The 24,191-nt window shown below is 38.8% G+C and carries 21 protein-coding genes and 1 tRNA gene; 2 read left to right on the top strand and 20 right to left on the bottom strand.

The genetic code is table 11. The features are described from left to right. Positions 1-5 precede the first annotated feature (5 nt). Entirely contained in the window at positions 6-1,349 is a 1,344-nt protein-coding gene (gene hemA, locus JOC76_RS11995) for a glutamyl-tRNA reductase (protein WP_205177862.1), read from the bottom strand. A gap of 259 nt (positions 1,350-1,608) precedes the next feature. Here hemA and JOC76_RS12000 point away from each other — a divergent pair, with 259 nt between their 5' ends. Further along, positions 1,609-2,097: a LiaI-LiaF-like domain-containing protein gene (locus JOC76_RS12000; protein WP_205177863.1), complete on the top strand. Its 489-nt coding sequence runs from the start codon at positions 1,609-1,611 to the stop codon at positions 2,095-2,097. A 148-nt stretch (positions 2,098-2,245) separates the two neighbouring features. Here JOC76_RS12000 and yihA read toward each other — a convergent pair whose 3' ends face one another. The 18 genes from yihA to JOC76_RS12090 form a co-directional block, all read right to left on the bottom strand. After that, on the bottom strand, positions 2,246-2,827 hold the full coding sequence (gene yihA / locus JOC76_RS12005) for a ribosome biogenesis GTP-binding protein YihA/YsxC (RefSeq protein WP_205177864.1): 582 nt from the start codon (positions 2,825-2,827) through the stop codon (positions 2,246-2,248). Beyond that, positions 2,824-5,151: an endopeptidase La gene (lon, locus tag JOC76_RS12010; protein ID WP_205177865.1), complete on the bottom strand. Its 2,328-nt coding sequence runs from the start codon at positions 5,149-5,151 to the stop codon at positions 2,824-2,826. Before lon ends, yihA begins: the two co-directional genes overlap by 4 nt. A gap of 212 nt (positions 5,152-5,363) precedes the next feature. Next, complete coding sequence (gene lonB / locus JOC76_RS12015) at positions 5,364-7,031, bottom strand: ATP-dependent protease LonB (protein ID WP_205177866.1); 1,668 nt, start codon at positions 7,029-7,031, stop codon at positions 5,364-5,366. Positions 7,032-7,377: 346 nt separating this feature from the next. Further along, entirely contained in the window at positions 7,378-8,637 is a 1,260-nt protein-coding gene (clpX, locus tag JOC76_RS12020) for an ATP-dependent protease ATP-binding subunit ClpX (RefSeq protein ID WP_205177868.1), read from the bottom strand. A 556-nt stretch (positions 8,638-9,193) separates the two neighbouring features. Beyond that, positions 9,194-10,474 (bottom strand): trigger factor, encoded by a 1,281-nt coding sequence (gene tig / locus JOC76_RS12025; protein ID WP_205177870.1) that lies wholly within the window; start codon positions 10,472-10,474, stop codon positions 9,194-9,196. A 171-nt stretch (positions 10,475-10,645) separates the two neighbouring features. Then, positions 10,646-11,677 (bottom strand): tetratricopeptide repeat protein, encoded by a 1,032-nt coding sequence (locus JOC76_RS12030; RefSeq protein WP_205177872.1) that lies wholly within the window; start codon positions 11,675-11,677, stop codon positions 10,646-10,648. A 201-nt stretch (positions 11,678-11,878) separates the two neighbouring features. Next, positions 11,879-13,258 carry a HAMP domain-containing sensor histidine kinase gene (locus tag JOC76_RS12035; RefSeq protein ID WP_205177874.1) on the bottom strand — a complete coding sequence of 460 codons (1,380 nt, stop codon included), beginning with the start codon at positions 13,256-13,258 and terminating at the stop codon, positions 11,879-11,881. Beyond that, on the bottom strand, positions 13,255-13,935 hold the full coding sequence (locus JOC76_RS12040; RefSeq protein WP_205177876.1) for a response regulator transcription factor: 681 nt from the start codon (positions 13,933-13,935) through the stop codon (positions 13,255-13,257). The genes JOC76_RS12035 and JOC76_RS12040 overlap by 4 nt, the downstream gene beginning before the upstream one ends. An 11-nt stretch (positions 13,936-13,946) precedes the next feature. Further along, positions 13,947-14,630, bottom strand: coding sequence for an ABC transporter ATP-binding protein (locus JOC76_RS12045; RefSeq protein ID WP_205177878.1), 684 nt, complete (start codon positions 14,628-14,630; stop codon positions 13,947-13,949). A 1-nt stretch (position 14,631) separates the two neighbouring features. Next, positions 14,632-15,666: an ABC transporter permease gene (locus tag JOC76_RS12050; protein WP_205177880.1), complete on the bottom strand. Its 1,035-nt coding sequence runs from the start codon at positions 15,664-15,666 to the stop codon at positions 14,632-14,634. 218 nt (positions 15,667-15,884) lie between these two features. After that, positions 15,885-16,067, bottom strand: a complete 183-nt coding sequence (locus tag JOC76_RS12055) for a hypothetical protein (protein WP_205177882.1) — start codon at positions 16,065-16,067, stop codon at positions 15,885-15,887. A gap of 123 nt (positions 16,068-16,190) precedes the next feature. Continuing rightward, a tRNA-Arg gene (locus JOC76_RS12060) sits at positions 16,191-16,267 on the bottom strand. Positions 16,268-16,366: 99 nt separating this feature from the next. Continuing rightward, a complete protein-coding gene (locus JOC76_RS12065) occupies positions 16,367-16,879 on the bottom strand; it encodes a metallophosphoesterase family protein (RefSeq protein WP_205177884.1) in 513 nt (170 codons plus the stop codon). Next, the gene (locus JOC76_RS12070) at positions 16,876-17,487 is read right to left on the bottom strand and encodes an XTP/dITP diphosphatase (protein ID WP_205177886.1); all 612 of its coding nucleotides are present in this window, start codon (positions 17,485-17,487) and stop codon (positions 16,876-16,878) included. The genes JOC76_RS12065 and JOC76_RS12070 overlap by 4 nt, the downstream gene beginning before the upstream one ends. A gap of 259 nt (positions 17,488-17,746) precedes the next feature. Next, positions 17,747-18,502 (bottom strand): ribonuclease PH, encoded by a 756-nt coding sequence (gene rph / locus JOC76_RS12075; RefSeq protein ID WP_205177888.1) that lies wholly within the window; start codon positions 18,500-18,502, stop codon positions 17,747-17,749. Positions 18,503-18,598: 96 nt separating this feature from the next. Beyond that, positions 18,599-19,657 (bottom strand): GerMN domain-containing protein, encoded by a 1,059-nt coding sequence (locus JOC76_RS12080; RefSeq protein ID WP_372441939.1) that lies wholly within the window; start codon positions 19,655-19,657, stop codon positions 18,599-18,601. 845 nt (positions 19,658-20,502) lie between these two features. Then, positions 20,503-21,297 carry a glutamate racemase gene (gene racE, locus JOC76_RS12085; RefSeq protein ID WP_205177892.1) on the bottom strand — a complete coding sequence of 265 codons (795 nt, stop codon included), beginning with the start codon at positions 21,295-21,297 and terminating at the stop codon, positions 20,503-20,505. Positions 21,298-21,312: 15 nt separating this feature from the next. Further along, the gene (locus JOC76_RS12090) at positions 21,313-21,762 is read right to left on the bottom strand and encodes a MarR family winged helix-turn-helix transcriptional regulator (RefSeq protein WP_205177894.1); all 450 of its coding nucleotides are present in this window, start codon (positions 21,760-21,762) and stop codon (positions 21,313-21,315) included. Between the two features lie 252 nt (positions 21,763-22,014). Between JOC76_RS12090 and JOC76_RS12095 the strand changes: the two genes are divergently transcribed. After that, a complete protein-coding gene (locus JOC76_RS12095) occupies positions 22,015-22,317 on the top strand; it encodes a HesB/YadR/YfhF family protein (RefSeq protein ID WP_205177897.1) in 303 nt (100 codons plus the stop codon). 42 nt (positions 22,318-22,359) lie between these two features. On the opposite strand, the gene JOC76_RS12100 is transcribed toward JOC76_RS12095, so the two are convergent. Next, positions 22,360-24,162, bottom strand: a complete 1,803-nt coding sequence (locus JOC76_RS12100; protein WP_205177900.1) for a PAS domain-containing sensor histidine kinase — start codon at positions 24,160-24,162, stop codon at positions 22,360-22,362. Between the last annotated feature and the right edge of the window lie 29 nt (positions 24,163-24,191).

A 24,191-nucleotide genomic window follows, 5' to 3' on the forward strand; every position in this document is an offset into this window, starting at 1 on the left:
ACTCCTTATGACTGAAAAGAAGCATGAACTTCTCCAACCTGCATTTTAGTAGTTTTGGCTGCTTTCGAATGTTGTTCCTGAACAAGCCCCTCAATATTAAATATCTTCATAAACAATTCCATTGCCTGATCGGCATCCGGTCTTGCCGCCAATTCTTTCGCTTGTAAAATCGGATCCTTTAAAAGCTGGTTGATGATGCTCTTCGTATGCTTATTCAATACTTTTATATCGCGATCCGATAAGTTAGGCAGTTTGCGTTCGAGGCTTTCCATCGTTTCTGCCTGAACTGCAAGTGCTTTTTCCCTTAATGCAGATATAACAGGGACAACGCCAAGCATGCCAAGCCATTGATTGAAATCAACAATTTCTTTTTCAATCATAAGCCTTATTTTCGCTGCTGCTTTTTGACGCTCCTGTAAGTTTGCTTCGACAATTCCTTCTAAATCGTCTATGTCATATAAAAACACATTTTCAAGCTCGGCAATTCGTGGGTCTAAATCACGAGGAACGGCAATATCAACCATAAACAATGGTTTCCCTTTCCGCTTTTTCTCCACGTTTGCCATTAATTCTTTGGAGATAACAAAATCTTTAGCACCTGTTGAGCTAATTAGGATATCGGCTTCAGCTAATGATTTCTCTAATTCAGCAACATCTCTTGCCACACCGTTAAATCGGTTTGCAAGGGCGGTAGCTTTTTCAAATGTGCGATTAATGACCGTTACCTTTTTAACACCATTGCCATGAAGATTTTGGGCAGCAAGTTCACCCATTTTACCAGCGCCAAAAATAAGCACATGCTTATTCTCTAGAGACCCAAAAATTTTCTTGGCGAGTTCGACAGCTGCATAGCTGACGGAAACGGCATTAGCACCAATATCGGTTTCAGAATGAGCGCGCTTGGCAAGGGTAATCGCTTGTTTAAAGAGATGATTAAACACCGAACCGATCGTTTCTTCCTCTTGTGCCAGCATAAAGCTTGTACGTACCTGACCCAAAATTTGTGTCTCACCTAGAACCATGGAATTTAGTCCGCAAGTCACATTGAATAAATGGTCAACCGCATTTTCGTCTTCGTAAACAAAGAGAAACGGCGAGAACTCAGATTGCTCGATTCCAAACCATTCGGACAGAAATTCCTTTATATAATAACGGCCGGTATGAAGCTGATCAACGACCGCATAGATTTCTGTACGATTACATGTTGACACGATGATATTTTCGAGAATGCTTTTCTTCCCATTTAGTTGTTTAATGGCATCCACAAGATCGGTTTCATTAAAGGTCAACCGCTCGCGGATTTCCACAGGGGCAGTTTTATAATTAAGACCGACAACGACAATATGCATTTAATTCAATACCCCCCATTTTCTAACTAATCTAGTTTAAATTATATCATGAGCAATTTTGACTTTTGCTCGAAAAATGTGAACATAAAATGACACAATATGCTACTATATAATCAAACTCACATAATGATAAGTTTACATTAGCAGATATTTCTTTACATATTCTTAACTTTGATATAAATTAGTGCTTTCTTATGTACAGTATCAAAAAAATAGAATAGATTCAAGTGAACCTTACTGGAAGTGATGGTGTTTCTTCATGAAAAATCAACGTATTTTCCCTGGGATTATTTTGATCGGATTCGGCGCTTATTTTCTTCTTCAACAGACAGGGATTACTCTTTTTCAACAATTTTATACATGGCCGACATTGCTGTTGATTGTCGGACTTGCTTTTTTGGGTCAAGGATATTCGGCACACGAATATGATGCCATTCTCCCTGGTGTGATTATGTTTGGATTTGGTCTTCATTTTCATCTTGCTGGTCATCTTGCCTTTTGGCCGACCAATACAATTGGCATGCTGATTTTAATCATATCGGTTGGTTTTTTTCTGCGGTTTCAGAAAACCAATTCTGGACTGTTCCAAGCATTCCTTTTTCTCATTATAGCGGTATTGCTGCTCTTTTATGATAAAATTGCCGGGTATTTTGGTCTGCTGCAAAATGGAATGAATTTAGTCTGGAAATTTTGGCCCGCACTACTAATCGTTATTGGTATTTATTTTTTACTTAAAAAGAAAAAATAACCGCCTTAGGCAGTTTACAGCTGCCATGGCGGTTATTTTTTGTTGTTTCATCAAATATCGGCGATTTTTTCTATCTTTCCAGCGGTTATTACTAATTTTTCAGCAATTTTTACTAACTTATCAGCGAAACCAACAACCACCATCTATTTTACATATAACTTTTCAGGATTGACCAGACCTGATCTTTTCCTTCTCCTGTTTCGGAGGAAAATACAACGATATGGTCATTTGGGTCGAGGTCTAAGGTCTCACGTGTAACCTTTAAATGTTTCTGCCATTTCCCTTTAGGAATTTTATCTGCTTTAGTTGCAATAATGATGCAGGGAAGTTCGTAATGTTTCAAAAAGTCATACATCATTACATCATCACTAGTCGGTGGGTGGCGCAAATCCACAATTAAGACAACGGCACACAGTTGCTCTCTTGTTGTAAAATACGTTTCAATCATCTTGCCCCATGCTGCCCGCTCGGTCTTTGATACCTTTGCGTACCCATAGCCCGGCACATCCACAAAATGAAGGATTTCATTAATCAGATAAAAATTTAATGTCTGTGTTTTACCAGGCTTTGAAGAGATACGGGCTAAACCCTTTCGGTTCAGCATCTTATTAATAAAAGATGACTTCCCTACATTTGATCTCCCGGCAAGCGCAAACTCTGGCAGCTCCGTGTCCGGGTATTGTTCCGGCTTGACTGCACTAATTACGATTTCAGAACTTACTACCTTCATTGAGCATCACCTTCTAAAAGAGCGCGCCTCAATACTTCATCCACATGTGAGACAGGGACAAATTCCAAGTCGTCTCGAACACTTTCAGGAATATCATCGATATCTTTGACATTATCCTTCGGAATAATAACAGTCTTGAGTCCGGCACGATGGGCGCTAAGTGATTTCTCCTTTAAGCCTCCGATTGGAAGAACACGGCCTCTTAACGTGATTTCACCAGTCATCCCTACTTCACGGCGAATAGGTTTTCCAGTTAAAGCCGACACGAGTGCTGTTGCCATTGTAATCCCTGCTGAAGGACCATCTTTAGGAACCGCTCCCTCTGGGACATGGATATGAATATCATATTTTTCATGGAAATCTTCAGAAATCCCCAGTTCACTTGCATTAGAGCGAATATAACTGAAAGCCGCTTGAGCAGATTCTTTCATGACATCGCCGAGCTTACCTGTTAAAACAAGCTTTCCTTTACCAGGAGCTAAGGCAACCTCAATTTGCAAAGTATCCCCGCCAACCGTTGTATAAGCTAAACCGGTTGCAACTCCAACCTGGTCTTCAGCTTCTGCCATACCATAGTGGAATCTTGTTTTACCAAGGAACTCTTCCACATTTTTCTCTGTAATGACGACACGCTTCTTCTCACCAGCCACAATAATCTTAGCCGTCTTCCGACAAATGGTCGCCATCTGGCGTTCGAGGCTGCGGACACCTGCTTCACGGGTGTAGTAACGAATCACTTTCAGGATTGCATCATCACGCATTTGCAAGACCCCTTTAGAAAGGCCATTTTCTTTAATTTGCTTTGGCAGCAAATGATCGCGGCAAATGTGAACTTTTTCAATTTCGGTATAACCTTCAATCGTAATAATTTCCATCCGATCTAATAACGGTCCTGGAACGGTAGATAGATTATTGGCCGTTGCGATAAACATAACCTTCGATAAATCATAGGTTTCTTCAATATAATGATCGCTAAAATTATGGTTTTGTTCAGGGTCTAATACTTCTAGCATTGCACTTGATGGGTCCCCGCGAAAATCACTCGACATTTTATCAATTTCGTCGAGTAAAAAGACAGGATTAATAGTGCCTGCTTTTTTCATCCCTTGGATAATCCGGCCTGGCATTGCCCCAACATAGGTTCTGCGATGACCACGGATTTCAGATTCATCCCGAACGCCGCCTAGTGAAACACGGACGAAATTCCGGTTTAAAGAAGTGGCAATAGAACGAGCCAAACTTGTTTTACCAACCCCCGGAGGTCCAGCAAGACAAAGAATAGGACCTTTGATGGAATTGGTTAGTTTTTGTACCGCTAAGTATTCAAGGACCCGTTCCTTCACCTTTTCCAATCCGAAATGTTCCTCGTTTAGAATCTTTTCAGCACGAAGGATATCGATATCGTCTTCCGTTTTTTTCGACCAAGGTAGTGAGATCAGCCAATCAATATAGTTACGGATAACAGCACTTTCAGCCGAGCTTGCCGGAACCTTTTCATAACGGTCAAGTTCCTTCATTGCTGCTTTTTGGGTATGCTCCGGCATGCCTGCTTCTTCAATCTTTTTCGTCAGCTCGGCAATTTCACCCGTTTTACCTTCTTTATCGCCTAATTCCTTTTGAATGGCCTTCATCTGCTCACGAAGATAGTATTCTTTTTGCGTCCTTTCCATTGAACGTTTAACACGCTGGCCAATCTTTTTCTCAAGGTTTAGGACTTCTTTCTCATTATGAATGGTATCAATCACAAGGTTGACCCGTTGTTTGACATCAATCAATTCAAGAATTTCTTGTTTTTCCTTTAATTTAATTGGCAAATGGGACGCAATAATATCCGCCATTCGGCCCGGTTCCTCAATATCAGCAACGGATGCATATGTTTCAGCCGAAACCTTTTTGGATAATTTTATGTATTGCTCGAAATAATCAAGCATCGTTCTCATTAAAGCCTGATCTTCTACATCTTTTGTCACGGGATCTTCAAAGGTAACGATACTAACGGAGTAATAGTCGTCTTCTTCATAAAAAGATACAACTTCTGCTCTATTTAAGCCTTCCACTAAGACACGAATGGTACCATTAGGAAGCTTTAACATTTGTTTAACCTTTGTCAATGTTCCCAATTTATATAAATCCTCTTCTCCCGGTTCATCAATGGAGACATCTTTCTGGGTTGTTAAAAAAATCAGATGGTCATCTACCATTGCTTTTTCAAGTGCCTGCACCGATTTGTCACGGCCTACATCTAAATGAAGGACCATGGTCGGATAGACAAGCAATCCTCGAAGCGGCAGGAGGGGGACGATCAATTCATTCTGTTTCGCCATTATACTGCACCTCCACATGCAAAAATCCTTATTTACTATTGCCAAAGCAGAATAGTCTTTGTTGTACAATTCTATCTCATTTGGTATTTCGTGTCTATTTTTAGAGAGCGTGGGTTGTTAGTTTTTCAATATAATTATTTTCCCCAATTGTCCCGTTTTCTTTCTAAAAAAAAACTTCGGTTTGATTATACTGTCAAACCGAAGCTTTTATTCTAAATAGATTCTTTTTTCGATAATTCAATGGATGCAGGAATCGCACCATTTTCTTGATAAGATGAAACTAAGGCAATATCAAAGACCTGCTGCAGATGAGTCACAGGAACAATATTAATTCCTTTAATTTCATTTAATATCGTTTGCATATTTTCTTCTGGAATAATAACCGTTCTGGCACCTGCTTTTAGGGCTGCCTTTACCTTTGGATAAACTCCGCCAATCGGTTTTACATTGCCATGAATGCTTATTTCCCCCGTCATCGCCACGGTGTTATCAATTGGAATCTTATATATCGCTGAATAAATTCCTGTCGCCATTGCAATCCCCGCCGATGGACCATCGATTGGAACTCCGCCTGGGAAATTCACATGGATATCATAATCACTTGCCGGAACCCCCATGGAACGTAAGACGGTAATAACATTTTCGATGGAACCGCGCGCCATACTCTTGCGCCGAATGGATTTGCCTTGTCCGCCGATGCTTTCTTCTTCCACAATTCCAGTGATATTAATCGAGCCCTTTTCTTTGGCGGGTATTACGGTTACTTCGATTTCGAGCAATGCGCCGGAATTTGGCCCATAGACAGCTAGTCCATTCACAAGTCCTATATGTGACATATCATTGATTTTTCGTTCCATTCGCGGTGTCATCTGACTGGAATGGATCACCCATTCGATATCTTCATCTTTAATAAAATTGCGGTCTTCGGTAATCGCGAGACCCGCAGCAATCTGAATCATGTTGACCGTTTCCCGGCCGTTTCTTGCATATGTAGAAAGCGTATTGACACCGTTCTCACTTATTTCCATATTGACTTTATCAGCCGCTTTTCTTGCTACCGTCACAATCTCTTCTTGACTTAAATCCCGGAAAAACACTTCCATACAACGGGAGCGAATGGCTGGCGGTATTTCACTTGGTGTTCTTGTGGTGGCCCCGATTAACCTGAAATCTGCAGGGAGACCATTTTTAAAAATATCATGGATATGCGTAGGGATCTGGTTATTTTCTTCATGATAGTAAGCACTCTCTAGGAAAACTTTTCGATCCTCTAAAACTTTTAACAGTTTATTCATTTGGATTGGATGTAATTCGCCAATTTCGTCAATAAAGAGGACCCCGCCGTGAGCATTGGTTACTGCTCCCTGCTTTGGCTGAGGAATACCGGCTTGCCCCATTGCCCCCGCGCCTTGGTAAATTGGATCATGGACCGAGCCAATTAGTGGATCCGCAATCCCTCTTTCATCAAATCGAGCAGTGGTTGCATCGAGTTCAATAAAAACGGACTGTGGTTTGAATGGTGATTTTGCATTCTTTTTAGCCTCTTCTAAAACGAGGCGGGCAGCTGCTGTTTTTCCGACCCCAGGAGGCCCGTAAATGATGACATGTTGCGGGTTGGGTCCGCAAAGGGCTGCTTTTAGTGATTTTATACCATCTTCTTGTCCTACAATATCATTAAAACTTGTAGGGCGAACTTTTTCTGATAACGGTTCTGTTAAGGATATGGATCTCATTTTGCGTAGCTGTTCCATTTCTTTTCGGGATTCCCGATCAATGGTTACTTTTTGTGTACGCTGACCTTTTAGCAAATTCCAAAAATACAGCCCAATAATAATTCCGAAAAATAGCTGTATAAATAAGGCAATCCCCGTCCAACTCATTTTATTCCCTCCTACAACTAGTACTGTCTATAGTAATAAGTATTTCCTGTAGATTGGCGGAATAAACCAACAATGTAAAAACAAATCGCTGACTGGAAAGTGGGAGTGAGGTCTTTTGGGATGAGGATTGGCTTATTTTTTAGAGGAGCGGACTCTCTTTCGAGATGTGGATTGGCCCATTTTTATGGGGATTGGCCGATTTTTGGTGTAAATTGGCTCATTCTCCCAGGGTTTTGGCTCATTTTTGACGATGATTGGCTCATTTTTCAGCATAATTGGCCTTTTTATCAAAAATTGGGATAGAAATACAAAAAAGACCTAGCTATAATAGCCAGGTCACTATACTTTATGCAGATTTTTCTTCTACTACAACAGTTCCATCTTCTAAAACCAGCTTAGGTACACTGCTTCCTAGAACTGTTTCTTCCGTTATAATACATTTCGTAATGTCCTCACGTGAAGGAAGGTCGAACATCACATCCAACATAATTCCTTCAATGATTGAACGCAAACCACGGGCACCTGTTTTACGCTCGATTGCTTTTTTGGCGATTTCAGTTAGAGCGCCTTCTTCAAATTCAAGCTCCACATCATCGATTTCAAGCATCTTCTGGTATTGCTTCACAAGTGCATTTTTTGGTTTGGTTAAAATTTCAATTAATGCCGCCTCATCTAATTGCTCTAGACTCGCAATAACTGGTAGACGACCAATAAATTCTGGAATTAAACCAAAACGAAGCAAATCCTCAGGTAATACTTTGGAAAGTAGTTCTTTTGAGCCAATATCTACTTGCTTGACATCTGAACCGAAGCCAATAACCTTTTGCCCTAAACGGCGTTTGATAATTGGTTCAATTCCATCAAAAGCTCCACCGCAAATAAACAAAATATTGGTTGTGTCAATTTGGATAAATTCTTGATGCGGGTGCTTTCTTCCACCTTGTGGCGGAACACTTGCGACCGTACCTTCAAGAATTTTTAGTAGTGCTTGCTGAACGCCTTCACCTGATACATCCCTTGTAATAGAAGGATTTTCAGATTTACGGGCAATTTTATCGATTTCATCGATATAAATGATCCCTTTTTCAGCTTTTTCCACATCGTAATCCGCTGCCTGAATTAATTTTAATAAAATATTTTCAACATCTTCACCGACATATCCTGCTTCAGTAAGGGAGGTCGCATCAGCAATGGCAAACGGTACGTTCAAAATTCGAGCTAGTGTTTGTGCCAATAATGTTTTACCGCTTCCTGTCGGTCCAATCATACAGATATTACTTTTTGAAAGCTCAACATCATCGATTTTACTATTGGAATTGATCCGCTTGTAGTGATTATAAACCGCTACAGACAGCGATTTTTTCGCCTGATCTTGACCAATAACATACTCATTTAAAATCTCACAAATTTCTTTTGGTTTTGGTACATCTTTGAATTCTACTTCTTCTTCTGTTCCAAGTTCTTCTTCAACAATTTCCGTGCAAAGCTCGATGCATTCATCACATATATAAACACCCGGCCCGGCAACTAATTTACGAACTTGATCCTGTGTTTTCCCACAGAAGGAACACTTTAACTGTCCTTTTTCATCATTAAATTTAAACAATTCTTTCACCCCTTAACACGTGTTAAAACCCTATTGAAGCTCGTGAATTACACAAACAAAGTCCGAGTTTTTCTTTCTCTTTTAATGGTATGTATTTTGCATTGTAACATATTTGTTTAACAGACTGGAAATAAAACGCTTTTACTATTATGTTTTCTTAACTCTCGATTTGTTTGTGAAATCCTTTTGAAAAAAATATGTACTCATTAATCTTAACCATTATTAGTAAAAATAAATCTTAAATGGCTATGGAAATATTTATTCGCTGTTCCTTGCTTTTTTTCCTGCTCATAAAAAAAGAAAAGCTAAAGGAACATTAAAAAGGTTTCCCTGCCCTTATTATAATATGTAATAGGATAAAAGTATAAAACAAGGCACGATAAAAATCGCGCCTCTTTTGTAAATAAGTATTTCTAATGAACTTTGAATATTGTTCAGCTACAGCGCCTAGGGGCTCGAGGTCATAAGACAAGCCAACAAAAAGGTTAAAAAGCAACCTTTCCGCCGGCTTGTCTTATGCTTGTCGCCCCTGTGCAAGGCGCTTCCGCATTTCTATTTATTTCTTGTTTTCAACAAGAAAGCTTACTGCTTTTTGAAGTTTAAGATCGCCTTCGATACCTTCAGCGCCACCAAGAGCTTGTTTGATTGTGTCAACAGGCATATTGTACATACCAGCCATTTTTTCAAGCTCAGCATTTACATCTTCTTCTGTTACTTCAAGGTTTTCAGCTTTAGCGATTGCTTCAAGCGTCAAATTGATTTTCACACGCTTCTCAGCATCAGTTTTCATTTGTTCGCGTAAAGCATTTTCATCTTGACCAGAGAATTGGAAGTAAAGCTCAAGGTTCATACCTTGCATTTGTAGACGTTGTTCAAATTCTTGAAGCATTCGGTTTACTTCGTTTGTAACCATTACTTCAGGAATTTCTACTTCTGCATTATCAGCAGCTTTTTCTACTAATGTATCACGAAGGTTGTGCTCAGCTTCATGCTTTTTGCTGTCTTCTAAACGAGTTTTGATTTTTTCTTTTAATGCATCTAATGTTTCAACTTCATCATCTACATCTTTAGCAAACTCGTCATCTAATGTAGGAAGCTCTTTGCCTTTGATTTCGTGTACAGTCACTTTGAATACTGCTGGTTTACCAGCAAGTTCAGCTGCATGATATTCTTCAGGGAATGTTACTTCCACATCTTTTGATTCGCCAGCTTTTACGCCTACTAATTGCTCTTCAAAGCCTGGGATGAAAGAGCCAGAACCAAGTTCTAATGAATGATTTTCAGCTTTTCCGCCTTCAAATGCTTCGCCATCTACGAAACCTTCGAAGTCAAGAACAACTGTATCACCATTTTCAGCCGCGCTGTCTTCTTTTACAACAAGCTCAGCTTGACGTTCTTGCATTGTTTTTAATTCGTTCGCAACATCTTCATCTGTAACAGTTGTATCTAATTCTTCAACTTCTAAGCCTTTGTACTCGCCTAATTTCACTTCAGGCTTTACTTGTACAGTTGCTTTAAAGATAAGTTCTTTACCTTTTTCCATTTGCTCGATATCGATATCAGGACGGTCGATTGGCTCGATGCCTGTTTCGTCAATTGCATTGCCGTATGCTTCTGGAAGAAGAATATCTAGAGCATCTTGGTAAAGAGCTTCTACACCGAAGCGCTTTTCGAACATTCCGCGAGGCATTTTTCCTTTACGGAAGCCTGGAACGTTTACTTGCTTAACCACTTTTTGGAATGCTGCGTCTAAACCTTTGTTTACTGTTTCAGCACTTACTTCAACAGTAAGGACACCGCGGTTTCCTTCTAATTTTTCCCATTTTGCTGCTGTCATAACCTATTTTCCCTCCAACAAATCTATTCTCATTTCATTCGATAACGAATTTGAGTCGAAAAATGTCTTTTCTATTAAGTCATTTTTCCATCTTTTAAATGTAAAATATAGCTTTTTACACAATGCAACCCCTACATTATAACATAGGTTCGCCTTCTTTCAACACCATACCTAAATATTAGGGTAGGAAATTTTCTCAATTGCCTCTATTCGCTCTCTAGCTTTCTCTAGATCAGGTATTTCAGCCCCATATTTTCCTGCAATTTTGCTAATTTCCGGGTCCATTCCCATATATTCTCGTCCAAGCATGTCAAAAGCTGCTGCCCATGACTCCGCAGACTTCGGCTCTAGTTCTATAGGGTAACTGATAAAGAAGGTTCTTTCTACCATATTGACCGTATTTTGAAAGAGACCAGGATTCTTATTTTCTAGTTGTTCCGCTAATAGTCCCTTTACTTCTAACATTTTAAGCTGCTCCCTTACTTCAGGAAGCTGTGCAGGAACGATCTTTTCCGCTATCGCAAATTTCTCCACGATTAGTTCTTGAGCGATTTCTTGTTCTTTTAATAGGTTTAATAACATGGTCTTTAAAAAGGGATGTCCATCTTTGAACTTTAAATAGTCTGTAATCTCGTCCAAATAGGGACGGATATTTTTGTCTGTCAAATTGGCGATTAGGAGCAATTTCTCATTAATGTGATCATTCGAGAGCAGATTTAGCTCTGGGACCTCCGAGGTCTGGGCTTCTTCCCAATCAGCCTCTTCTTGAGGCCCATGACTTTCAGCCATTCGGCGGCTGAATTGCAATAGGGTTAAAAAATGGTCATGCTTCTCGGGTGGAATTTCTCTTTCATCTAAAAGCGCTTCAATTGTTGTCACAATTTCCTGATATTGGTGAAGCTGAATCAGAACGGTCAAATAAAGATCGACCATCTGAAAATAATCGCCTATTCCCTTTAGTAGCATCTCATTTGCAAGTACTTTTGCTTTTTCAAACGCCCCTGCCTCAAAATAGGCCAGGACGAGTCCAATCAGTATGTTTTCATTATCAGGATCGAGTTCACGCGCCTCTTCTAAAAGTGGTATCGCTTCGCTAAATTTTTTCTTTTCAAGGCTCTCCAAACCTTTGTCTGTTAATCGTTTGTCAAGTCCGGGAAAGAAGATGATATTATCTTTTCGTTTGATTCGTTCCCGTTTTTTCATAAGATCCGTCCTTCGATATGTATTGGAAAATAGTGTAACACAATTATGGTATAAAAAAAACTCACCAGCGTGGTGAGTTTATGTTTTGGTATGTAGTATAGCGTCCCAGAAAGCACTACACTACATTTAAGGACATCCTTTCACAATTTACACCTGCTTAACGAGAGGGTGTCCTACTGATGTTATTTTGCAAGAAAAATTCTAGCAAATCGGCAATTCCACCATAAAAACGGTCCCTTCATTTTCTTTACTTCTTACATGGATACTACCTCTATGCAAATCGATAATTGTCTTAACGATTGATAGTCCCAGCCCGGTTCCCTCGACTGTGCGGGTACGTGCCTTGTCTGCCCTGTAAAAGCGTTCAAATATTTGACCTAATTCTTTATCATTCATGCCGATTCCTGTATCTTCAAAGGTTACGATGACTGATTCTTCCTTCTGATCAATCGATATCTCGATGCTGCCATTCGGTTTGTTGTATTTAACGGCGTTGGCTAGGAGGTTATCCCAAACCGTATTAAGTAAGGATGGATCGCCGACAATCTCTATTCTCGGCAAGGAGTAGCCAAGCATAATCTCCTTTTCACTTATAGCCCATTGATAATTTCGCACCAATTCCTTCAATTGTTTTCCAAGATTATAGTTTTTTTTCTTCATAATATCCTCATTTTGGTCTAATGAGGACAGGAGCAGCAATTGTTTTGTTAAGGTTGAAAGCCTACTGATTTCACCGTTAATGATTGATACGTATTGGCTTCTTTCTTTTTTGCTTAAAGATTCAGTATCTAACAGGTTTGTATATCCTTTTATATTAGACAGAGGTGACTGTATATCGTGGGAAATATTCGAAATAAATTCCTTTCTCATGTCATCTATTTGTTCCAATTTTCTCGCCATCTGCAAAAAACTGTTGGATAGTTCTCCAATCTCATCATGACGGTACACATTCATTTTGACATTAAAATCTCCATTTGCTAGGGATTTTGTTGCTTTTGTAAGGTTCGAAATCGGTTTTACTAGATACTTTGTATTAATAACAACCATAACAATGGTCAACGTAATGGCGATTCCCAGAATCCAGCCAAATAAAATGTGCATCTCGTTGAAAAGGAATTTAATGTCCGGTCTAATAAAAAGAGCAAAGGTTTTTCCGTTGTACTTCAAAGGTACCCCAATCGTATTTTTAAGTTCATTGGCAAAAAAGCCTGTAACAAAGGTACTTTGCGGAAAATGAAGCATCCCGTGAAAAATCTGACCATTTAATACTTCCTTTTCAGTTGTAATAGAAAGACTTTTATCCCGGAAAGGCTTACCAAAATAGGTTTTGTTTCGGTTGGTTTCCACCAGACACATTTGATAGCCAACTTTAGAAATGCTGTCCAAATACTGTGTTAAATTTATTTGAGGGTGACCCTCTACAAATTCAGCAATATCTAACGCGACTTTTGTATTTTTATTGTCATTATAAGGTTTTAACTTTTGTTGATAATAGAAATTTGAAATGACAAAAGCTAAGATAAAGCTAATAAACATCATTCCAATGGTTATGACAATAAATTTTACATAAAGTGTTTTCATATGCGTTGGACCTCCAAAAGATATCCCACCCCTCGTACTGTTTTTATTTGAAAATCATCTGTTAATTTATTAAAACGTTCCCTTAATCTTTTGATATGAACATCTACCGTTCTTGCATCTCCTTCATAATCCAAACCCCATATTTGTTCAATTAAATGTTCCCTGGAAAATACTTGTTTAGGATTCGACATGAGATAAGATAATAGTTCGTATTCTTTTAACGGCAAGAGCAAACTACGGTTCCCTACTTGAACTTCATAGCTCTTTTTGTTTATGGCGGTCTTGCCAATTTTTAGTATAGATTCATCCAGCTGGTGATCATATCGCCGCAGTAATGCTTTGATTCGGAAGATTAATTCTTTTGGTTCAAATGGTTTGGTGAGATAATCATCCGTTCCCGCTTGATAGCCTTGCTCCTTATCCTCAATCTCACTTTTGGCTGTTAAAAGAAGCACTGGAATATCATACAGTGTTCGAATCTGTTTCGTAAGAGTGTAGCCATCCATAAATGGCATCATTACATCCACTACGGCTAAATCACAGGTAGCCTTTTTCAATATTCCTAATGCTTCCATACCATCTTTTGCTTGGAATACTTGATAGCCTTGTTCAGATAGGTGAATATCCACAAGCTTTAATATATTAACATCGTCATCCACAATTAAAATATTGGTCATCTATTTTTCTCCTATACTTTTAGCAATATCTGCCCATCACTCATTTTAATGATATGATCAGCAAATGAAAGCATTTCTTCGTCATGTGTCACCATTAAGGTAGCAATGTTTAATGTTTTCGTTAGATTTTGGATTAACCTCATTACATCTTTCGATCGTTTTGAATCCAAACTTGCAGTTGGTTCATCTGCAAATAGAACTTTTGGTTTATGGATAATGGCACGAGCGATCGCAACACGTTGCTTTTCACCGCCGGATAATGAGGCGGGATAAGCATTTTTTCGATGATCCATTTCAACTAATTTCAAGATTCTATCAATTTCTTTTTTTTGTTCACGTTTCTTTATTTTCGATTCGGATACATCCAACATCAGCATCAACTGCTCTTCTACTGTAATAAAAGGAACGAGATGTGCGAATTGAAAGATAAAGCCGAATTTAGTTCCCCGTATTTTTCGGACTTGTTCTGATTTCATCGCCGTTATATCTTTCCCTTCGAATCGAATATGCCCATCCGTAGTGGGCTGAAGTCCTGCAGCTATCGTAAGGAGGGTACTTTTACCGGAGCCTGAAGCACCTACTAACGCTGTAATCTCTCCTTCACTAAGCGAAAGATTAACCCCTTTTAGGATTTCCTCTTTCATTTCACCGTTTGTAAAGGTTTTTCTCACTTCATCTATTGTAAATATTTCCATATTAAACCTCTCCTTGTTGAATTGCGTGTAATGGTTCGACTTTTTTGATTTGGATACCTGAAAGAGTAGCTCCGACAAATCCAATCATAAGAAAAACTAGTGACAATTGTACGGTAGTTTCAAGGGTTAAACTAAAAGGCATTCCTTTAGGTGCTATCCGATTAAAAACCTGACTAAGTACAATAGAAATGCTAAGAGCAATGACCGTTATCAAAACCATCTGCGTCCACATCATTTTAAACAAGGTACTGGTCTTAACTCCAATAGCCTTAAGAATACCGTATAACCCCATTTTTTGAACGTTCATCATGTAGAAAAAGATTGCAAATAGCATTCCGCTAATGACAACTAAAAACCAAATAATCATATTTAGGGACATTTGCTCTGCTTTATAGCTCGAGATGGTATTAAGAAACTGATTTTTTGAAAAGGAATGGAGTCCCACGAATGTTTGTGTTGAATTTCCTTCAGGGATGAAAAGCAATTGCATTTCATTAAGCCTGTAAATTTCTTTGTAGTCCTTTATACTGACATACACGACTGGAGCATGGCTAAATTTGCTGTGTTCCACAAAACCTTTGACAATAAACTTACCATTATATTGATTAGTGGTTAATGCATCTCCAACCTTTATACCATCATCTTTCATCGAACGATCCAGTACGATTTCCCCTTTTTTTACGTTTTTAAACATCTTTGAATCGGTCGATGTCACAAAAGCGACGCTTTGCTGTTTACCATCAGTATTATTTAAAAATCCCATCTGAATTGAAAATGCAACAGCATCTTTTTGTTTGTTTAAAATTTTATCCTGGAGACTGTAATCGATTCTTGACAAGCTGTAGGTCTTATCTGCCTCTTTTGTCATATAAAATTGACCGTCAGGCAAATCTTTTATTAATCCTGCACTGTCTTGTGATAGTCCATTTGCCAAGCCGGAAATAATAAACGTTAATAAACTAATGAGAAAAACAATTGATCCTAAAATTAAAAATCTAGATTTATTTTTTTTCATTTCCTTCCATGCGATGTACATCTTCATTCCTCCACACTTGTTTTAATATCTAAAAGTTTACAATCGCTATATGAATGGAACATGAACAAAAAATTACATTATGGATTTTAATTCTCCGACATAATAATCCAAGCATTCCACTGTGTAACGGATTCCGTTTAATCAGAAAAAACGCCACCGTTATGATGACGTCTCGCTAAGTACTATAAATATTTCCTTAGGTTCTCGGCTACTTCTTCTTATAGAATAATCGCTAATTGTCCTTGGGCAATTACCGCTGATTTCCATTTACCGTGTAATCGTTGTGTGTGTCTTTTTAATGTCATTCGGTCGAAATCGACGGTTGCACATGGCGTAGAATTTGCCGAGAATAAACCGCATAAATCATCTGAAACCGGTAGAATACTTTTCTTTTTCGTCATAACAAAAAACCTCCTAAAACGTTAATGAATTATCGAGTGTAATTCGGCATTTTGACCGATGCACTGACCGTTTCATTTGTCGTCCTAGAAGGCTTATATATAGCGGTTTATAGGTATGTAGTATGGCGTCCCAGGAGAGATTCGAACTCCCGACCGTACGCTTAGAAGGCGTATGCTCTATCCGGCTGAGCTACTGGGACATTTATTAAAGACAAGATTTATTATATTCTCCTAATAAGATATTGTCAACAGCTTTATCTAGTTTTTTATAAAAGGGGAGACATGACTCCCCCTCTTGTTTAGAGAACAAATTCCCTTGCTAGTTCAGAAATCTCTCGCCCCGATGATTCAAACACTGACATGATGATTTTATCAGATTGCAAATCAAGAATCACATATGTTTTTTCAAAGCGCTCACGCGGGAGGCGAATGCTTCCCGGATTAAGATAAAGTCTACCAGAGACAACTTCTGCCCCCAGAATATGCGAGTGGCCAAAGCACACAATATCAGCATGAACCTCTTCTGCTTTTAATTTTAAATTCATCAACGTAGACTTAACGGAATAACGATGACCGTGGGTAATGAAAAACTTCCGTCCTGCAATTTCAGTTATAGTCTCTAATGGGTACTCGCCCATAAAGTCGCAATTCCCCAATACGGATAGGTAACCGCTGATGGCCTTATCAGTAGGCATTAATTGTGAATCACCGCAGTGAATCATTAAATCAACTTCATTCAAATGCCGTTCTCTGATGATCTCTAGTTCCTTTGTTAACCCGTGACTGTCACTAACAATTAATACCTTACTCATCCCTTATCAGCTCTTTCTAATATAGTATCTAAGACAGCATCGAGTTTTTTTAGTGCATCGGAACGGTGACTGAGTTTATTTTTTTCATCTGAAGATAGTTCGGCCATGGATTGGTCTTTTTCCGGCAGGTAAAAAACAGGGTCATAACCAAAACCATGTGTACCGCGGCGTTCAGTCAGAATCCGACCTTCACAAGTGCCTGACACCGTTCTTGTTTCTTCCCCAGGAATGGCAATTGCCAAGGCACAGTAGAATCGAGCTGTTCGCTTTTCCTCAGGTACTCCTTGTAATTCAGACAAAACTTTATCGATGTTGTTTTGGTCATCTTTTTGTTCACCAGCATAGCGTGCAGAATAGATGCCGGGTCTACCTTCTAAGGGATCAACGATCAATCCTGAGTCATCGCTTATCACCATTTTATTGAGTGTGTGGGAAACCGATTCCGCTTTGAGGATGGCGTTTTCTTCAAACGTGCTCCCTGTTTCCTCTATCTCTGGTATGTCGGGAAAATCTAGCAATGTTCGGACTTTTATCCCCCTTGCAGCAAAAATATGCTCAAACTCTCTTGCCTTGCCAGGGTTTTTTGTTGCAATAATGACTTCGTTCATATCTATCGCCTCTTACTTAATTATTCATTTCATCTTTACGAGAGTAAAGACATGTTATCCGAGAGTAAATTTGGCTTATCCAAGAGTAACTTCATCTTAACCGAGAGAATTTACACCTCATCCGAGAGTTTCACACTCATTTGAGAGTAATCTCACCTTATCCGAGAGTAATTTCATCTTATCCGAGAGTAGTCACTCCTCATCCGAGAGTAACTACACCCCATCCAAGAGTGAACCCACATCTCCCAAACAAAACCACTTATTTCTTCCTTCTACCCTCAATTCTTCTAGTAATTTCCTCACCCAATGCTGCTTTCTGCTGTTCAAATAACTCCATAAGTCCTTCTTGAGCGGCATGGAGTAATTGTTGGAGTTGATCATAAGAGAACGTGGACTCTTCACCCGTTCCTTGAAGCTCGACAAATTCTCCATTCCCTGTCATCACCACATTCATATCCACTTCCGCTTTAGAATCCTCGGCATAATTTAAATCTAGAACCACCTTGCCGCCTGATAGCATCCCGACACTGGTCGCCGCTAAATAATCGGTAATCGGATATTTTGCTAGAGCCTTCTTTTCTGCTAAGGAATGAAGGGCAAGCGTTAACGCGACAAACGCTCCTGTTATCGAAGCTGTCCGCGTGCCACCATCTGCTTGGATGACATCGCAGTCAATCCACACCGTTTTCTCACCAATTGCTTTTAAATCCACAATTGAACGAAGAGCACGTCCGATTAAACGCTGGATTTCCATTGTTCGGCCAGACACTTTTCCTTTCGATGATTCACGGATATTTCTTGACTCCGTTGCCCTTGGGAGCATGGAATATTCAGCGGTAATCCAGCCTTTCCCTTCACCTCTCATAAAATGAGGAACTCGGTCCTCAATCGTCGCTGTACAAATGACCTTTGTGTTTCCTACTGAAATAAGGACGGAACCTTCTGGGTGCATTAAATAATTTGTTTCAATATGTATGGGTCTTAACTGCAATGTCTCTCTTCCATCAACACGCACATTTTTTCCTCCTTAGCTAAAATCTCAAATAAAGAAGAGGCGGCCCAGAAGCCAACCTCTTTCATGGTCACTATATAGTATAACAAAAATGTTTTTTTAATAACTACCTGTATTGACTTTTTCTGGACGAGTTACTGGTTCAGAAACCTTTTTGCCTTTATCATTTTTAATATCTACTTTCCCGTCGACCTCTACTGCCACTTTTTCAACCCCCTGTTGTTCTGTTAGGGAAAGTACGAGCGTATCAAGTAGATTTTGGGAGATTTCTTTACCCTTTAAGCTATCATAAATATTTTTGTTAAAGTTTAAGGTTACGGTACCATTTTCATATTTTGGTGTATCTAGAAGCTTTACATCCGACATAAATTCAGACACAAGCGTTGAATTTTGACTAGGTCCTTGGATTAGTTCATCTACAATGGCTGCATAATTATCTTTGGTATCATTACTAATGCGGCGGGTAACCGGAACATAGTAATAAGAGCCTTCTTCACCACCAATATAGTAGACGGTTACCGGCTTTGTATTGGTAATATCCGCTACGTCTGTGTTATCAAGATTGATCCCGGTTGCTCTTGAAAGATTCTCACTGATTGGTGTGCCACTGACCGGCATTTCCGTCAGGTCATGACCGTTCATTTTAAGCTTGACCGATTTTATATTATCGAATTGTGTTAATGTCCAGGTAACAGATTGTAGGATCTTCTGTTCATCCTCTGGCTGGTAATTTTTAAATTCTTTAGAGAAATTAACCGTTGCCACACCATTGTCCTTATTTATGTTGACTGAAACCTGTGTATCTTCAGGGAGTACCGCTCTAAAATCATTTGGAAGCAGGTCTGTTACCGGACCATTTGTTACAAGATATTCAAGCGCTTGTTTGGCGACTGAAGTGGTTTTGGGCAATGCTAACGTTCGCGGCACCACATAGCCATCCTTATCAATCAAGTAGAGTTCAGTTTGAACAGTATTTTTCGTCGCCGCCTCTTTTTCTTTGGCGCTTGTTTCCTTACTTACAACATCCTCTTTCACGGTAACCGTTTTTGGCGGATCGATTTTCTGTTGTGTTTCGGTATTAAACAATCCGCAGCCCGAAAGTAAAACAGTTGAAGTAAATACAGTCAAACCTATCATTTTTGCTTTATTTTTAGACACCATAATTCCCCCTATGACAGTTTGTACTATCATGTATACGAGCCTTAGGAGAAAATAGACCGCCTTAACAAAGAAAAATAGAATTTTTTCCATGTAGGAAAGGAACTCCTTTACGAGTAACGGGTCCTTTAACTATCGCAAACATTAAAAATGTAATGGAAAATGACCTTCAAATTGTATGGTAATTTGGAGGTCTATTTTTGTTGATATAAAGGGATATTGATAATGGGACAATTTGTAGTGCGATTTTTATATTAAAACGCTGGGGTACAATAGCAATGTACCCCCAGCAAAATATACTATATTTTTACTTACAAATTGATTAACAGAAAAATATTGTTGTTTTTCCATTTAGGTTAGGCGCTATTATAACTTGTTGGTTTCACTGCGAATGAAAAATAAACGGTAAAATTCCGTCTAAATTAGAAAATACCCATACTTCCGTTTAAATAAGGGAAGTTTTTCCGTTTATATTATCCAAATCTTTGGATTTTGTCCTATTAAGAGCAGTTAAACGGAATATCTCCGTTTATATCCTCTTTTTAAACTTCCCTTATGGACAATAGCAGGAAATTCTCCGCCTATGAGTTCTCATACCTACACAAAAATCGATACAGTGAAAGGCGGAAATGGTTGGTTTGCAAACTACCGAAGAATTAGCAATTAAACGCAAAATAGCAAGGGTATTAACCCTTGCTATTTCTAATGTTTTTTAATCTCCTTAGCCTTAAATTGGCCTACATTTTATAGTGCAAAAAGGATTACATTTTGAATTGTATTTTCCTATACCAATTGACGTTTTGCGATAGGAGACGGAACCCGTTCCTTTACGAAGGAGTTCCTTTTTATAGTTTTATTTTACTGACGTTGTCGACAGGGGTTCCGAGCCACTGAGAGGCGATTTTAGAAAAAAGCCATTTAGAGCCTGTTGTGTAATATTCATGCTCTGGTTCTTCTTCGCATTCGTCAAGCAGTCCATTATATTGAAGAATGGCACTGATTTCACGCGCCGTTTCGTCTCCTGAACTAATTACATGTACCCGTTCACCCATTACCTCTTTCACGAGAGGCTCAAGCAATGGATAGTGCGTACACCCCAAGATCAATGTATCTAAATTTTGATCCATGAGGGGTTTTAACGATTCCAAGACAATTCTCTCAGCAATGGGTCCAGAATATTCTCCACTTTCTACTAGCGGAACAAACTTAGGACACGCTTGACTGGTGACAAATAGTCGGCTGTTCAATGATTTTAATGCCCTCTCATAGGCACCGCTTTTGACTGTACCTTCTGTCCCGATAATACCGACACGATAATTTTTCGTCCGTTTAATTGCGGCCCGTGCCCCGGGATTAATGACACCGAGAACCGGTATCGACAACTCTTTTCGAATTTCGTCCAATGCAGCAGCTGTAGCTGTGTTACAAGCAATGACCAGCATCTTTATATTTTTTTCTAATAGAAAGCTAGTTAATTCCCAAGTAAATCGCTTGACTTCATGCCTTGACCTTGGACCATATGGGCAGCGAGCCGTATCTCCTAAATAAATAATTTTCTCATTCGGAAGCTGTCTCATTACTTCTTTGGCAACGGTTAAACCACCGACACCGGAATCAATCACACCTATTGGTTGTTTCAAACATCTCGCCTCTTTTTATCGCATTTCCTGATGTAGCTGACTCAAGCAGGATTGAAGAAGTAAGATTTCATCCATTGAAAAGTTTTTTAATATCTCATCTAAATATCCTTGACGCTTTTTAATGACTTCATCAATGATTCTTTTGCCTTCTTCAAGTAAGTGAATTCGGACCACACGCCGGTCGTTTGGATCCTTTACCCGCTCAACAAGTAAATTTTTCTCCATCCGGTCAACCAAATCCGTTGTCGTACTGCAAGCTAAATACATTTTATTTGAAAGCTCGCCAATGGTCATATCTCCGTCTTCAAAAAGCCATTGCAAGGCCACGAATTGCGGGGGAGTAATTTTATAATTACTCAGCATTTCCCTGCCCTTTTGCTTAATAATACCGGAAATATACCGTAAGTCTTTTTCAATATTCGCAATGATATCCACTGAAGCTTTTTGTGGGGTTTCGCGTTCCATTTTTAATACACTCCTATTTTTTGCTTCTCCTCAGAACCAATCTCTATAATCCATGGCCTTTTCCGAGCTGTTTGACTTAAAGCTTGTACTTATTTTCTTCTTTTTCGGCTAAAATTTCAAGCTCAAACTCTTTTATAAAACCAATACTCCTGAAAAGCTATTATGCCATACAAGTGTTATAATAAATTTATTTTAACAGATTAGTTCATAATATGTTTATGTTTGAATTTTAAAACAAAGGTGCGTAGAAAGATGGAAATAAGTTTAAGCAATGCAGCAATCCACTGGTTTAAGGATGAAGTAGAATTAAAAAAAGGGGATAAAGTAAGATTTTATGTTAAAATTTACGGCAGCAGCCCCGTTCAAGAAGGGTTTTCCTTAGCTTTTACTGTTGATAACGAACCAATCGATATTGCGGTTAAAACAGAAAAGGATGGATTAACTTTTTTCATTGAGGGTGCAGATTTATGGTTTTTTAATGGGCATGATCTTTCTGTCGATTACAATGAACAAATGGATGAATTAGAATTTAATTATATCCTTCCAGGTGAATAATAATAAAACCGGCATCCTGATACAGGGGCCGGTTTTTATTTTTTAATGTAGCCGTTCACTTGCAATAGGAAGAATTAATTCAATAATCGTGCCCTGCTCATCGCTCCAAATATTGATGTTTCCACCATGATTTTCTACAATTTGTTTTGAAATCATAATTCCGAGGCCAGTACCATCCTGTTTGGTCGTAAAAAAAGGCTCTCCGACACGTTTTAAGATTTCTTGGGGCATACCCCTTCCTGTGTCCTTAAAATAAATCTTAACCATACTGAAACCGTATTGCTTTACCTCAATGGTGATGTTCCCGCCATCAGGCATGGCTTCCACTGCATTTTTTAATAAATTAATAAATAACTGCTTTAACTGATTCTGATCACAATGGATCGTTAGGTTATGAATATTGTAATTCAGTGTAATCTGAATCCCATTTAAAACGGCTTGAGTATCGATTAATGTTTTGACATTTTCCAACAAGGTAATTAGATCAACAGCATTAAACTTTAATTCATGTGGTTTAGCTAGTACTAACAGTTCACTTAAAATGAGTTCAATTCGATCCATTTCAGACTGAATGATTTCAAAGAATGATTTATGATTATTATCCTCTGTCTCCATAATTTGAAGAAACCCTTTAATCGCGGTAAGCGGGTTTCGCACTTCATGGGCAATACCTGCGGCAAGCTGTCCTGCTACACTTAATTTTTCTGAATTAAGAAGGAGTTCATGTGTCTTTTTTCGTTCGGTAATATCGCGAATAATAATATGTCTGGCAAGTTGGTTCTCATAAATAGTCGGGATGCCTTTCACCTCTGCCACAAATTCAGATCCGTCTAACCGGAGCAATTTAAATTCTGTGAATTCAGTGACATGACCTGCCATCACATTTAATTCCCGTTCCTTGGCAATCTGATGGAAATCAGGATGAACCATTTCGTCTAATGTCTTGTTAAAGATTTCCCTTTTATTAGCTGCCCCAAACAATCTAGCCCCTGTTTCATTTATAAACAGGATTAGGGAATCTTTTGCAATAATCACTGCATCGGGTGAATATTCGACTAAATTCCGATAGGTTTCTTCTCGTTTTTTGGCTTCTTCTTCTACCTTTTTACGTTCGGTTATATCTCTAATGACACTGACAATCTCTAAAACATGCAGGGTATCATGGGCAATAATCGGTTTACTTAGTGATTCAACCCAAATATATTCACCGCTCTTTTTACGAATCCGAAACGAATCTCGTCCATTTTCTTGGCTTGAGAGTACCTTTTTTCGATTATCGAATGCATTTTTGACGTCATCAGAATGGACCAAGGCTAAGACGTTTTGGTTGATGATTTCATTTGGCTCATAACCGAGAATATATTCACTGGAAGGAGATACATAGACAATTTCCCCTTGCAGATTTGTACTGATAATAACATCAAGAATATTATCCGTTAAAACACGCTGCATCTCTTCTACTTTTCTTATTTCTTCTTTTTTTCTTTTTAATTCTGTAATGTCTTTTCCGACGGCCCAAACCCCTACGATTTGATCATCCACACTGATGGGGATAAAGGAAATATTTAAATCAAAGATTTCCCCTATTTTAGTAATGATTTTACAATCAAAGTTTGGAAATCGACCTAAGACCGCATTACTGAAATGGTGAAACACCCTATTGATCTGGTCTATAGGAAAAAGCAACTGAAGTTTTAACTTTTCATCCACTTCCGTATGCGAATAACCTGTTAACTGCTGGAATGTTGGATTTGACTGAACAACATGCCCTTCTATATCTAGTACAAATATACTATCTTCATTGTATGAGAAAAGCGTCTCATACCTGCTGTGATTTTTTTTCAAATATTTTAATAAGAGTATTCTCTTTTCAC

The sequence above is a fragment of the Neobacillus cucumis genome, from assembly GCF_016908975.1.
Lineage (GTDB): Bacteria > Bacillota > Bacilli > Bacillales > Cytobacillaceae > Neobacillus > Neobacillus cucumis.